This is a genomic window from Klebsiella sp. 10-1 (genome assembly GCF_009758445.1).
Classification (GTDB): domain Bacteria; phylum Pseudomonadota; class Gammaproteobacteria; order Enterobacterales; family Enterobacteriaceae; genus Klebsiella; species Klebsiella scottii.
The window spans coordinates 1-13,522 of sequence record NZ_WQRE01000002.1 but is presented as its reverse complement, the minus strand read 5'-3'; the positions used below and the strand labels follow the sequence as shown (position 1 = coordinate 13,522).

The window sequence follows — 13,522 nt, the reverse complement described above, 5'->3', positions numbered from 1 at the left end:
TTCACGCTGAAATGATCGGAATAAATACATTTCATGATGGTTTTAACGAATGGAAATAAGATCTAAATAATATGAATCAAGTCACAATTTGTTTATTTATACTTGTATGGTAGTAGGCTGCTGAGCCGGGAGAGGTTTAATGTTTATGCCATCAACCCTGCGTTAGAGACCTGTTCTTGCCAACAAGACGGTGTTTAGCCTACGACAAATGCTTTCGTGGAGAATGTATGCCGCTAATAAATAATAGTTTTATGATCAATAGCATAACGGGTGAAAAACTCTATTCTGAACTGGCTAAAACGTTACCCATTATTGATTATCATTGCCACCTTGATGCAAAGGCTATCTGGGAAAATAAACCATTTGCTGATATCAGCCAGCTATGGCTGGAAGGCGATCATTACAAATGGCGTGCGATGCGTGCGAATGGTATTCCTGAACGGAAAATTACCGGTGATGCCTGTGCAGAAGAAAAATTCGAAGCCTGGGCGCAAACCGTTGAAGCCAGTTTTGGCAACCCGCTCTACCACTGGACCCACCTCGAGCTTAAACATTACTTTGATATCGACGACACGCTAAATAGCAAAAACTGGCGTGAAATTATGCAGCGTTGTAATGAACAATTACACGGGAGTGATTTTTTACCTCAAGCATTAATCCGTCGTTCAAATGTTGAAGCGCTGTGTACCACCGATGGCCCGCTCGACGATCTGCACTTCCATCTGCAACTGGCAGCAAACCATGACTTTTCCACCCTCGTTTTGCCAACCTTCCGCCCGGATGAACTGTTCGATACAGATCCGGAGCGCTTCCTGACCTTTGTCTCACGACTGGCTCAAAAAACCGAAACGCCGATCGTGTCGCTGGAACAGTTCCTGGCAGCTCTGGAATCACGCATCGATTTCTTCCACAGCGCAGGCTGCCGTATTTCCGATCACGGGCCGCTGGCGGTACGTTATTGCCACATTGATGCAACCGCGCAGGATGTACTATTCCAGCGCCGACTGGGCGGTGAGGTACTGACGGAAGATGAACTCCAGGCATGGGATAGCCTTATTTTTGTCGCACTCGCCAGAATGTATAAGCAGCGAAACTGGGCGATGCAAATCCACTTTGGCGCGATCCGTAACAACAACAAACCTATGTTCCACAAAGTAGGTATCAACTGCGGCTTTGATTCGATTGGCGATCAGACGCATCTCGCGGAAAGTCTAAATGCCCTGCTCAACGCCATGGCTGAAAACGACGGCCTGCCAAAAACCATCCTCTACAACCTCAACGCCGGCTACAACGATGTGGTTGCGTCTACCATCGCCAATTTCCAGAGTGGTGAAGAGGGCGTGAAATCCCCGCTGCAATTTGGTTCCGGCTGGTGGTTTAACGATACCCGTCGCGGCATGGTCAACCAGCTTAACGCGCTGGCCGATCAGGGTTTACTGGCCAACTTTATTGGCATGCTCACCGATTCCCGCAGCTTCGTATCCTATACCCGTCACGATTACTTCCGCCGGATCCTCTGCGATCTGCTTGGCGGTTGGGTAGAAAAAGGCGAAGTCCCGAATGACGAAGAGATCCTTGCCACGATGATCCGTGGCATCTGTGTAGACAACGCACGTCGTTATTTCCGTTTTGCTCAGGCCTGATACAGGGATAAACCATGTCGCTTAAAAAGAGAAAAGTCACCATTCCTGTCAGTATCGGCTACGGTCTGACAGATATTATGGGTGGCGGAGCCTTTACCGTTATCGGTGCATGGCTGCTTTTTTACTACACCACATTTGTGGGTCTGTCACCGATTGAAGCCGCTTCAATCGTCGCTATCGCCCGTATTGTCGATGCTATCGTCAGCCTGTTTATGGGCAGCTTTACGGATCATTTCTATAAAAATAAACTGGGTAAGAAATTTGGTCGTCGCCGCTTCTTCCTGTTGATCGGTGCACCGCTGATGCTGGTTTACATCATGCTGTGGCTGAACGGGATGAATTTTTGGTTCTATCTTGCGGTTTATCTGGCCTTTGAGGTTATCGCCGCAATGGTACTGATCCCGTGGGAAACGCTGCCTTCCGAGATGACCAAAGACTTCAACGAGCGAACTAAACTGTCCACCTGCCGCATGTTCCTGTCGGCGTCCGGGACGTTCCTTGCGACCTTTATTCCGGGCCTGTTGATTGGCTGGCTGGGCGAAAACAATGCCGATGCTTATCTGATCAACGGTGTGGTGTTTGCCGTGATGTTCACCGTCTGCGTATTTATCTCCTGGAAAGTGACCTGGGAACGTGAGCTAACGCCGGAAATGCTGGCGGAGATTGAGAAAGAGCCACAGGCAAAAACTACCGCTGAGAAACTGGCCGCCTTTGGCAATCTGTTTAAGGAGTATGCCTCAACACTGAAGGTTCGCGCGTTCCGTAAACACCTGGCAATCTATCTTTTCTCCTTTACCGCCAAGGACGTTTACAACACCGTTTTCGTATTTTTCTGCGTCTACTGCCTGAATGTTTCCTCCTCACTGGCGGGTACGCTGCTGTCGATGAGTATTGTCGGGCTGCCGGTCACACTGGCGGCAGGGATGGCGATCATTAAATACGGCCCGTCCCGTCTTTATGTCTTCGCTTACACTCTGATGATGCTGTGTCTCGGCGGGTTCTTCCTGGTCTATCAGTTCCCGACAGACAATAAGGTGATGCTGCTGGTGATCCTCGCCGGGATCTATCAGGTAGGTCGCTGCGTCCTGGAGTTTACCCCGTGGAACGTATTCCCGTTTATCCCGGATATCGACGAAATGATTACGCGTCAGCGTCGCGAAGGGCTGTTTGCTGCGGTAATGACCTTCTCCCGTAAGACAACGGTCGCGATTGCTACCTTTGCGGTGGGTCTGCTTCTGCAAAGTGGCGGTTTCGTGAAAGGGAGCCAGGTTCAGCCGCAGGAAGCCATCGACACCATCGCCATGCTGCTATTCGTGGGCACTGCCGCGCTGCTGATGATCGCCCTGTGGCAGGCGCTGACCTTCCATCTGAACAAGCGCACGCACAAGATTTTTGTCGATGAAATTGAGCGCCTCAAAGCTAATGGCCACAAGCAAAATGTGACGCCAGAGGCCCGACATGTTGTGGAAGATCTTACCGGTTATTCCTATGACGAACTGTGGAATCCGGCACCGGCTCAGCACGTAAAGTCGAATAACCCAGGCTCCGTGTTAAACGAATAACCCTCATCGGCAGCAGATCGTAATCCGTCTGTTGCCGACCCTCTTTTTATTTAGCGAGTAGAACATGCAAAATACGCTTTTAACGGCAAACGCCACCGTTCCAGCCTGGGATCGCGACAAACTGGTTTCGCGTATCGTTCATCTGGGATTTGGCGCTTTTCATCGCGCACATCAGGCGGTTTACGCCGATATTCTGGCTGCGGAACATGGCAGTGACTGGGGCTACACCGAAGTTAATCTGATTGGTGGCGAGCAGCAGATTGCCGATCTGAATAACCAGCATCATCTCTTCACGGTTGCAGAAATGTCGGCAGACGCCTGGACTGCCCGCGTGGTTGGCGTGGTTAAACGTGCGCTTCATGCGCAGGTGGACGGGCTGGAGACGGTGCTGGCAGCCATGTGCGAGCCGCAGGTAGCCATTGTCTCAATGACGATCACCGAAAAAGGCTATTGTCATTCGCCCGCTACAGGCCAGTTAATGCTGGATCACCCGTTTATTAGCGCCGATCTGCAAAACCCGCATCAGCCAAAATCCGCACCGGGTGTCATTGTGGAAGCCCTGGCGCGCCGTAAAGCGGCCGGTCTGCCACCCTTTACCGTCATGTCCTGCGACAATATGCCGGAAAACGGGCACGTCACACGTAACGTTATTGGTACTTATGCCCGCGCGCTTGATGCGGAGCTGGCGGCCTGGATTGAACAAAACGTGACATTCCCTTCCACGATGGTAGATCGTATCGTACCGGCCATTACCCCGGATACGCTGGACAAGATTGAACAGATCACCGGCGTGCGCGATCCGGCAGGCGTAGCCTGTGAACCTTTCCGCCAGTGGGTAATTGAAGATAACTTTGTGGCAGGCCGCCCGGAGTGGGAAAAAGCAGGCGCCGAATTGGTTTCCGACGTGCTTCCATTTGAAGAGATGAAGCTGCGCATGCTGAACGGTAGCCACTCTTTCCTGGCATACCTGGGCTATCTGGCGGGCTATCAGCACATCAATGAATGCATGGATGATGAGAACTTCCGCCTTGCCGCACACGCGCTGATGTTGAACGAGCAGGCTCCAACGCTGAACGTTAAAGGCGTCGATTTGACACGCTATGCTGATCTGCTGATTGAGCGCTACAGCAACACGGGGCTGCGTCACCGTACCTGGCAGATCGCGATGGATGGTAGCCAGAAACTTCCGCAGCGTATGCTGGATTCCGTTCGCTGGCACCTGGCGCACCACAGTCGTTTCGATCTGCTGGCGATGGGCATTGCGGGCTGGATGCGCTATGTCGGCGGCGTAGATGAACGAGGAAACAGTATTGACGTTAGCGACCCACTGCTTCCTGTGCTTAGAGAGGCGGTATCCCGCAGTGAGCAAGGCGAAGCTCGCGTGAAAGCACTCCTTGGCATTGAGGCTATTTTTGGCAAAGAATTGCCGCATGTAGCAGAGTTTGTCGGGAAAATCACCCAAGCCTATTTATCGTTACTGGAAAACGGGGCGAAAAACACAGTCGCTCAATACATAGTTACTAAATAATATTATACAGATACAGGCCTGCGGTTCGCGCTGGCTTGATCAGGAGGAGGCCGATGCCTCCTCTTTTTTTGCCAGACGTGCTGAGCGCCGATGAGTTTTTATGATTACCCATACAAATATCTACAGGTAATTTTTGAACCATATTTGACTAGTTTAATACACTGGGTACATGGGCCATCAGCTCTTTGTTTGTCAGTGGACGGTCGCGGCGAATTTGGTTAATCCGCCCGCAGGGGCTGGCTAATTTCATTATGAATACTCCTTTGTGGTTTACGGCATAAATGCAGACAGGCCGCAATTCCGGTAAGAAGTGCGGCCTGTCTGCATGGATGTGTTAATTGTTAGGGTAAGAGAAAAATGTTCTGCCGTTGAAGGGCGTAGCATCTAACTCATGGTTCGCAAGACATTAGACCTTAAACGCCAGAAGCGGCGTTCAAGGTCTAATGGCAGATTTCTTGGCAAATTACTGCCTGGCTATTTGCATCTCTGAGGCTGTCACTCCGTCACCATCATACTGCTGGTAATCGGCATCTTTAGGTTTGGCGGCTTTGATTTCCGTATCGGTTAACGGCTTGGTTTTTCTTGCCATGGGGAGTCTCCATGCATTTAGGCCCAACGAAAACAATTGAGCTTTTCGTTGGGCCTATCAATGGGCCTAAAAGGTTCGGATTTAATTAGTTCTCTTCGGACTTCGCGAGACAAATTGAGGGCACAAAAAAGCCCGCAGGGCTTGCGCCGTGCGGGCTCTTAGGACTTCATCGGATGACTCTGGTAATCACCGATGGAGAATTTTGGGCTGGCGGAGTCTGAATAAAATAATTAATGGCATGTTTTTATTGTGTTTTTATTAATTCAACTTTTATTGGTATACCTAAGCGTATACCAATGGTGGTTTGTTGCATTCCTTCTTTTAGTTAAACAGACCTGTTTCTGAACAGTTCACATCAAGGAAGAAACTTTTTTTTAGAAAAACTGTTCACACTGTTCACCTCCTTATTTTTCTTTTTAATATCAAAATGATAGATGGTGATTAGTTGGTGAAGAGTGAACAGTCAACTCTTCACCTTAGCGCATCTCTGGCCTGTTTTCGGCGACAATTACCACAATACGATGATGATGATGGCGGGGGTAAAAAGTTTTTTTGGTGAAAACTGTTCACACTGTTCACTTCTGATTTTTATTATTTATTTTCAATGTATTAGGGCGTGAACACCCGGTGAACAGTGAACACTTTACTGTTCACCTCAGCAGGCTACAGGTACAGGCGTTATAGTCTGCTGTGAGCGAGGAGCGGAAGTTCGCAGTTGATCTTACAGCCAAATAGTCGCATTACTAACATTGCGGCGTGTTAATCAACGAGGAGCAGAACACTGTGACCTGTTACAGAAAGATTCACCTCAAATATAATTTATTCAACTAAGCCACTGTTTGTTGCAACGGTGTACTGGTTGACGTTAACGTTGCCTCAACTATGATTACTCTGATAGAAGTCAAAACTAGCTTCTAGCGTGAGACTCAATTAATTGAATCTGTAATCATTTTATTTTTAAATAGGCATTAATTATCTATAAATTATACATTTAGAAATTCGAACAGTTAACTGATAAAATACAGAGGGTTATCATGAGCGAAGCCGTAGGTGTAATATGCAATTCTGGCGCATGTACTTCAGTAGATCCAGTTACAGGTATCATTCTTATTGCACTAGATCAATTAATAAAAGAACTTGATTCGAAAGAACCATTTGGTCCGAATGGAGAAATAGTAAAAGCACTTCGTACTGCTTGGAATGATATCGCGAATGGGCCTGGGGATAACAATGATATTCTTAAAATACTAAGAAATTCCTGGAGTGATATAACACAAGGACTTGGCGAAAACAACGACATTAGAAAAGCATTGGAATCCATAGGCATTCGTTTCTGATGAGGTGATTATTATGACAACTGCAACTGAATCACAATGTACTGATTGGGGTAACACTATTCGTTCGCAGGTTGAAAAATTCTACGGACATCAATTAAGTGAAGCTGAAAAAATGAAGCAAGAGGCAATAGCCCAAGGGTTAGATCCTGCTAATGTTCAAGTCGAAGGAATAGCGACAATCAATTACCTCAAACTAATTGAGGATACTAATGTAGCTAAGAATGCTGCGTTACATGAAGCTGAACGAAGGGTAGCCCAATGTCTGACAGAAGCTGCACCCGAATGGATTAACGACATTCAAAAAGTAACAGATTGTGCAATGGCTATAGCAATACTACCATATGTTTTGCTTACGAATAATTATGCGGCTGAAAAAATTGATCTAAATGAGATCTACAAAGGAAGGACATTTGGTGGCGACGATGCAGTAATACCAAAAATCCGAGATGATGTACTTAGTACGCTACAAATTTCTGGTGATGTAGCCAAAATAATTTCTGACCCAGTAAACACAACTAGAAAAGTGATTGACGATATAATCAATAACATACCAGTGCCAAAAATAACATTTCCTCCAATCGTAATAGATTGGCCTCATTGGTAAAAGATTTTTTCACATAAGTACATTTGAAGAGGAAAGTGGAATGACAATAACAAATTCACAATGCAAAGCCTATGGTGATAAAATTCTGGAGAATATTGAAAAATTTTATAACCCACGAATTAACGAAACTCAAAAACTCATAGATACAGAAGTGGCAGCAGGACGAGACCCGACTAGGTATTCTATTCAAGGTGGGGTTGCAGTAATAAACCTAGTGCTTTTATTGAAAAAAATTTATGAAATGAAAGATGCTAGCAAAATCAAAGCCCAGGAAGCCCAAGATAAATGTGATACAGTGGCTGTGCCAGATTGGATTGGTGATGCGAATAAAATGAGTGATATTGCGATGGGAATAGCTATGCTACCATTTATTCTTCTGACTGGTAATATGGCAGCTGCTCATGTTGACTTAGGTGAAGTTTACAATGGAAAACCTCTTGGGGGGGATGATGCTCTTATACCAAAAATTCGTGATGATGTTTTAGATTTTCTACAAATTCATGGTGATGCACGCAAGTTTATTAATGACCCATTCAACGCAACTAATGATTTCTTTTCCCAAGGACTGAATGACTTGAGAAACTGGCTGGAAAAACCATTTGGTTGATTACTCATCGATTATAAAAAGAAAGTGAGGCAGATACCTCGTGGTTTGAGGTATCTGTAAATTAATTTAAGGTGAATTATTTAATTATTAAGGCCGAAACATTATCTATAATAGAGTTCGCTTTGAATATAGGTGCCCTCAGGAAACTGAAAACACCCTACGCTAAGATTATTTTCCAGTCAGCCTTAATTGTCTCTCTGGGGCTAATAAATGAAACAATCATATATAATTACCTCGTTAGCTCATAATAAGGCTGTGTTGTAGCACTTATAGACTATTAGCCGCAGTGAAGATGTAAATAAAATATAAACCGTATTTAATAAACTTATTTTTCCTATCGCTCATTAATTTTCATTGGCTGCGCCAAGTATAGTGTTCTTAACCTTTTTACCGTCCGCTTCTGGCACTGAGCGGTCTGATCACTTTGGAGGGTAAAAAGTTTTTTCTGGAAAAACTGTTCACACTGTTCACTCGGTTTTTTTGTTGTTTATTTTCATAATGTTATCTGGTGAATGCTCGGTGAACAGTGAACACTTTACTGTTCACTCTGGCCGGTGTGCAGGTAAAAAAAGACCGGCAATGCCGGTCCGGGTAGGTTATGTCGCGGTGGGTTCATCGCACTTCGGCAGCCAGTCGGCGTTGCTTTCCTCCCTGAGAGCGAGATTGGTCTGCATGCCCTGATTTGTGCGGCGCTTCTCATAATTCAGACCGTACTCTTTCAGCATGGCTGAGAGCCCCTTGCCGAACATGGTCAGGCTGAGCGCGTTCCTGTAGCCGTGGGCCTCCATGTACACCAGATAGGCGTGATACAGATACAGGCGCGGCTGGCGCGGGATAATGTTGGCGTTTCCCATATACATCCCGTCCGGCTCCGGCAGCGCTTCCAGATAGCCGCAAAAATCAAACGTCGGGTCAGCATCGCGCTTGATGCTGAGCGCCTCATCGGAGTTCTGCTGCGACTGGAGCAGTGCGCGGGCGTTCATCGGGTCGCTGAACTGCTGCATCAACTGGCGCACAATCACGGCCAGCTCGCGGGCGATTTTATCCCTGAGCTGCGGGTCGCGCTCCTCCGGGGCTATCTGCTCCGGGAAGTGGATAATCACCCGGCGACGTGACACGCCGCCGCTGCGGTCGGTGAAGCGCATCGGATTATTGTTGACCGCCAGAATCACCGCCGGAATATGCGTCGAGTACGGGTTCTGGTATTTCGGGTCGACAGACACCGCATCGCCGCCGGTGATGGCCTTGAGCCCCGCACCGTCACCGCTCCATTTCTCCTGGTCAGGCAGACGAATGAGCGAGAAGCCTGTCAGGGAGGCGCGCTTGCGCGGGTCTTCCAGCGTGTCGATATCCGCCGACGTGGCGTTATCCTCTCCGGCCAGCATCGTGGCGATTTCGGCGAGGATACTTTTTCCGCTGCCGCCCGGCCCGGTCACTTCGAGAAAGAGCTGCCAGTCGTAGCGGTTCGCCAGCACCATAAACAGCGCGGCCAGAATCACGTTACGTTTTGTCGGGTTACCACTGGCCGCCCGGTCGAGCCAGCGCCAGAAGTTCGGCGCGTGGGTCTCCAGCGTTTCGCCCTCCACCGGTGGGGTAAAATCCACGTCGCACAGCGTGCGCAGCCAGTGTGATTTGCTGTGCGGGCTGAATATACCTGAGCGGGTATCGAGCACCCCGTTGCGAAAACCAATCAGACGGCGTGCCGGTGCATCCTGCTGCGGAATAATCAGTTTCAGGGTCTCCACCACCGAGGCAATTCTCCCCGATGAGAACGGGGCGCGCAGGCGCTGAAACAGCCCGGCCACGTCGCGGGCAAAATCAGACGGCGTTATCACCTTCCAGATGCCGTTTTCATAGCGGGACAGGAGCTGGCCGTTGGCATCCACGGCCAGCGCTTCGCCGTAATGCTCATGCACCCGCATCGCCTTATCACTGGCGCTCATGGCGGTAAATTCCGCCTCACTCATGGTGTCAAAGGGGCTTTGTGCTGCTGGCCGGATGGCGGCATAAATGGCTTTCCGTGTGGCGTCTTCCCCCTTCAGCATCATCGCATCATTCCAGTCACCAAATACCGGCGGCAGGGCGACAATGCCCTCACAGGCCTGAGCGGCTGCGGTGGCTTTGTTCTGGCCGGTGCCGTTCAGGTCACGGTCAGCGGCGAGGATAATCTGACAGGCCGGGTGCTTTTGCCGGGTGAGGCTCGCCAGAGAAAGAAGGTTCACGGATGACAGCGCCACCATGACGGTTTCCCCGGTCAGGTGATGCACGGTAAGGGCCGTCGCATAGCCCTCCGCTATCCACAGGCGTTTTCCGGCCTGTTTCTGCCCGTCGATGAGATGACATGCTCCTTTGACCTGTCCTCCCTTCAGGGTGCGCTTGAGACCGTCAGCATTAATAAACTGGAGGTTAACCAGCGCGCCGGACTCGTCATACAGCGGTACAACTAAATCACCGGCACGGTAGGCCACGCCGCCGGTTTTGTGAGGCGCGGTCAGCGTCAGACACTCACGACCTGCGAAGCCCTTGCGGGTCAGGTAGGCGTTGCCGGTGGCCGGGCGCGTTTTCTCCATCAGCCTGACGGCCAGCGCGGCCGCTGCTTTGCGGTCGGCTTCAGTCTCAGCCTCTGCGGCTGCTATCACCCCCGGGGCCACCGGCGGCAGGTGGCCGGTGATGGCGTTCACCTTCCGGGCGGCCTCAGGTGCCGATATGCCGAACACCTTCTCAACCAGTTTCAGGCCGTCACCGGCGCCGCACCGGTTGCAGTACCATGTGCCGCGCCCTTCCTGGTCATCAAAGCGAAAGCGGTCGCTACGGGCATCACCGCCACAAATCGGGCAGGCCTGAGGCCGGTTTTTTATCACTTTCATGCCCAGCGCCGGGAGAATGCGCGGCCAGTGGCCGCACGCCTGTTTTACGGTGTCCGTTACGTTCATTTTCATGGTTTTCTCCCTCAGTGCAGTACAGGCGATGTGATATGGCGGGCGCAGAGCTCATCCATCACGGCGAGCCCCAGGAAGGACAGCGCCGGGGCGGCTTTCAGCGGCCCGGCCTGCATCAAATCTTCCAGTAATGCACAGGCAATCAGGCGGCCTTTTTCCTCGCCATGCTGGCGCAGGTAGAAGCCCTCCAGCTCGGCGGCGATTGCGCTTTCCAGCGCGTCGAGGGTGAGGTGGGGATAGCGGTGCTGACGTTCGCACAGGGTCAGCCAGGCACAGGCGACAGCGCGGCGATACAGGGCGGCACGCAATACGGGTGGCAGAGGCGTTTTCATACGTTGCCCTCCCCGGTGAACCAGCGGTGGTTGCAGCGCTCGACCACGCCGTCGAGCTGGGCGGTCATGAGGTAAATCACGGAAGTGAGCTGTAACTGCTGGGTCGGGTCACGACGCAGGGAAGTACAGTCCTGCACCTGCATCAGCTCGCCGACGAACTGGCCGACGTTACGCAGGTGCTCCAGGCATTCGAGGTCTTTGACGGTGATGGCGGGCTGTTTCATGCGCGCACCTCCGCCACCGGCAGACGCCCGGCAAACGAGAGGACGTAATCGCGGACGAGGGAAAGGCGTGCGGCGTGTTCATCCCCGGCGACGGCGCGGAGCATACAGATACGGGGTTTACGGTCTGCGCGACGAACGGCGGCAAACACAAAGACAAATTGCGGGTGTGACGGGGTGAGGATAGTAGCCATGATGGCAGCCTCCATTGAGTAGCGGTTATTGTCACCACCGGAGTTCCTACACTCATGGGTGGTGACCCGGACGGGGGTAGGAATACCGGCCTCAATGGGTACCGGCCAGCCCGAAGGCTGCCCCGCCCGGACCACCATTATCTTGCCGGAGCTGCGGTGCGTGCACAAACACCACAGCCCGAAAAATGGGTGTGCCTGAGCAACGACGTAAAAAAAGACGCATGGCGCGTCTGGTGTCGCCATTGAGTAACTCGGGTTCCTACGCCCGGCTGCCGATTTTGCGACAGCGATAAAACTATACCTGGAAACGGCGAAGGGAAGCAAGCCAGAAAAAGGGGCTTTTTCCAGAACGGGCATCATCATGCGTCATAGCCCCGGTTGCGTTCGGCGATACGGTCGGCCATCCACCCGGTGATTTCCGACTGTGCCCACGCCACGTTTTTCCCGCCGAGGGAGATTTGTTTCGGGAAAGCCTCCCGGCTGATGAGGTCGTAAATCGTGGAGCGGGACAGCCCGCACAGATGCATCACTTCGGGCAGGCGAATAAAACGCTCCTGAACGGCATCAGAAACCGGCATCAGCGGCGCGGCAGGGGCAGAAGACGGGGAAGAAAAAGCGGTGTGCATCGGGCTACCTCATAAAGTCCATACAGTGCCGGTCGTGTCCGTCCGGCCTCGGGTAGCTCTCTATTTTGTGAATATTTTCCCCTAGGGCAACAAGTCATTTTGTAGTGGCCCACCACACAACAGAACGATTTTTAGACAGTGGCAAACGTTGGCCATCTTTTGGTAAACGTTGGCAAACTGGTGGCCCATTACTGATTACTTTTATTTATATATTCTTCATTTTTAATCGCAAAAAAGACTAAAGGAGCAAGGCTTCGTAAAAAAAGAAAGGTGAACAGTAGTGAACAGTCGGTGAACACTTCCATCCTCAACTGTTCACCTCTTAACTTACTGTATTATTTATTCTTTTATTTGAAGTGAACAGTAGTGAACAGTTATATGTAAAAAAACAAACGGTGAGTATGCTTTTCCTGAGACCTTTCTCTGGCAAGCCGGGTTTTGATGTCCTGTTTGTGCCAGCACTGCCACAACCGCAACAGGTCGTTTTGTTGTGTGTGCCCCGGCAGAATCACCTCATGTTGAAACCACGAGGAAACCTGCCATGACCGACACCACCTTTATCCCTGATTACCTGAAACCGGCGCTGGAGCGACTGGCCGCCGCCAGAGCGGCCCACCTTGAACAGGCCCGCCTGATGGAGGACACCCTGACGGCCATCACCCGCGCAGAGGAGCAGAAAGCGGAGCTGGAGCAGGACAACGGCAGCGACACCCGCACATGGCGCGCCGCTTTCCGTGCCGGGGGTGCCATGCTGACCGATGAGCTGAAAAGCGGCCATATCGAACGCGTGGCCCGCCGGGAGCTGGCGCAGGAATGTGACAATCTGACCGACGTGCTGGCCTTTGAACGTGACCTGCTGAAAGTCGCCTGCAACAGCACCGCGCGGGCATTCCGCCAGGCGCATCATGCCGTACTGTCTGAATATGCGAAGGAAGAGCTCGACCGCGCGCTGAACGACACCCTCGGGCCACTGGTCCGGGCGATGGTGCTGAAAGCGGATGTGATGGCAAACCCGCTCGCCAACACCATTGGCCATCAGGGCTACATCGAGCCGGAGAAAGAGGTTATGCATCAGGTGGTGACCTTCCTGACCAGGAAAGTGAGCGACTTCTCCGTCACGCCAGCGGATGAGCCGGTGCTCTCCCTGACTGGCTTCCCGGCCGTCGCGCTTCCGCACATGGACCACGACGCCGCCAGCACACCCGGCGAGCGTAAAGTCTGGCAGGAGAAAATCCGTCAGCGCGAGGCTGACCTGAAAGCGCGGGGGCTGCTGCCATGATGCACTGTCCGTTCTGCAAAAAGTCGGCGCATGCCCGCACCTCCCGCTATCTGTCGGAGAA

At 51.2% G+C, this 13,522-nt stretch carries 13 protein-coding genes and 2 pseudogenes; 8 read left to right on the top strand and 7 right to left on the bottom strand.

Features of this window, described 5'->3' with window-relative positions; all coding sequences use genetic code 11:
- Positions 1-227: 227 nt before the first annotated feature.
- The 3 genes from uxaC to GO007_RS08135 all read left to right on the top strand — a co-directional run bounded on the left by uxaC (position 228) and on the right by GO007_RS08135 (position 4,733).
- Entirely contained in the window at positions 228-1,643 is a 1,416-nt protein-coding gene (gene uxaC, locus GO007_RS08145) for a glucuronate isomerase (protein ID WP_095098182.1), read from the top strand.
- 14 nt (positions 1,644-1,657) lie between these two features.
- Complete coding sequence (locus GO007_RS08140; RefSeq protein WP_095098179.1) at positions 1,658-3,205, top strand: MFS transporter; 1,548 nt, start codon at positions 1,658-1,660, stop codon at positions 3,203-3,205.
- Between the two features lie 64 nt (positions 3,206-3,269).
- Positions 3,270-4,733 (top strand): mannitol dehydrogenase family protein, encoded by a 1,464-nt coding sequence (locus GO007_RS08135; RefSeq protein ID WP_095098176.1) that lies wholly within the window; start codon positions 3,270-3,272, stop codon positions 4,731-4,733.
- Positions 4,734-4,890: 157 nt separating this feature from the next.
- Here the strand turns inward: GO007_RS08135 and GO007_RS08130 are convergent.
- Both GO007_RS08130 and GO007_RS29095 read right to left on the bottom strand, forming a co-directional pair.
- Positions 4,891-4,983: pseudogene (locus GO007_RS08130) on the bottom strand (DUF932 domain-containing protein); the annotation flags it as partial.
- Positions 4,984-5,226: 243 nt separating this feature from the next.
- Positions 5,227-5,322: pseudogene (locus GO007_RS29095) on the bottom strand (hypothetical protein); the annotation flags it as partial.
- A 1,034-nt stretch (positions 5,323-6,356) separates the two neighbouring features.
- Here GO007_RS29095 and GO007_RS08125 point away from each other — a divergent pair.
- From GO007_RS08125 to GO007_RS08115, 3 genes are read left to right on the top strand one after another with little or no spacing between them, the layout of a single operon-like run.
- Entirely contained in the window at positions 6,357-6,659 is a 303-nt protein-coding gene (locus GO007_RS08125; protein ID WP_143350153.1) for a hypothetical protein, read from the top strand.
- Positions 6,660-6,672: 13 nt separating this feature from the next.
- On the top strand, positions 6,673-7,263 hold the full coding sequence (locus GO007_RS08120; protein ID WP_095098173.1) for a hypothetical protein: 591 nt from the start codon (positions 6,673-6,675) through the stop codon (positions 7,261-7,263).
- Between the two features lie 40 nt (positions 7,264-7,303).
- A complete protein-coding gene (locus GO007_RS08115) occupies positions 7,304-7,870 on the top strand; it encodes a hypothetical protein (RefSeq protein WP_095098170.1) in 567 nt (188 codons plus the stop codon).
- 596 nt (positions 7,871-8,466) lie between these two features.
- On the opposite strand, the gene GO007_RS08110 is transcribed toward GO007_RS08115, so the two are convergent.
- From GO007_RS08110 to GO007_RS08090, 5 genes are read right to left on the bottom strand one after another with little or no spacing between them, the layout of a single operon-like run.
- Positions 8,467-10,809 (bottom strand): primase-like DNA-binding domain-containing protein, encoded by a 2,343-nt coding sequence (locus GO007_RS08110; protein ID WP_095098167.1) that lies wholly within the window; start codon positions 10,807-10,809, stop codon positions 8,467-8,469.
- Positions 10,810-10,820: 11 nt separating this feature from the next.
- Positions 10,821-11,141 carry a DUF5375 domain-containing protein gene (locus tag GO007_RS08105; RefSeq protein ID WP_064160169.1) on the bottom strand — a complete coding sequence of 107 codons (321 nt, stop codon included), beginning with the start codon at positions 11,139-11,141 and terminating at the stop codon, positions 10,821-10,823.
- Positions 11,138-11,365 carry a hypothetical protein gene (locus GO007_RS08100; RefSeq protein ID WP_004098168.1) on the bottom strand — a complete coding sequence of 76 codons (228 nt, stop codon included), beginning with the start codon at positions 11,363-11,365 and terminating at the stop codon, positions 11,138-11,140. Before GO007_RS08100 ends, GO007_RS08105 begins: the two co-directional genes overlap by 4 nt.
- A complete protein-coding gene (locus tag GO007_RS08095; protein WP_095098164.1) occupies positions 11,362-11,919 on the bottom strand; it encodes a host cell division inhibitor Icd-like protein in 558 nt (185 codons plus the stop codon). Before GO007_RS08095 ends, GO007_RS08100 begins: the two co-directional genes overlap by 4 nt.
- Positions 11,916-12,182, bottom strand: coding sequence for a helix-turn-helix transcriptional regulator (locus tag GO007_RS08090; RefSeq protein WP_004132554.1), 267 nt, complete (start codon positions 12,180-12,182; stop codon positions 11,916-11,918). Before GO007_RS08090 ends, GO007_RS08095 begins: the two co-directional genes overlap by 4 nt.
- Before the next feature lie 541 nt (positions 12,183-12,723).
- Here GO007_RS08090 and GO007_RS08085 point away from each other — a divergent pair.
- Positions 12,724-13,461 (top strand): glycoprotein 3, encoded by a 738-nt coding sequence (locus tag GO007_RS08085; RefSeq protein ID WP_095098161.1) that lies wholly within the window; start codon positions 12,724-12,726, stop codon positions 13,459-13,461.
- Positions 13,458-13,522 (top strand): ogr/Delta-like zinc finger family protein (locus GO007_RS08080; protein ID WP_189339852.1); only part of this gene is annotated, 65 nt, incomplete at its 3' end. The genes GO007_RS08085 and GO007_RS08080, both read left to right, overlap by 4 nt.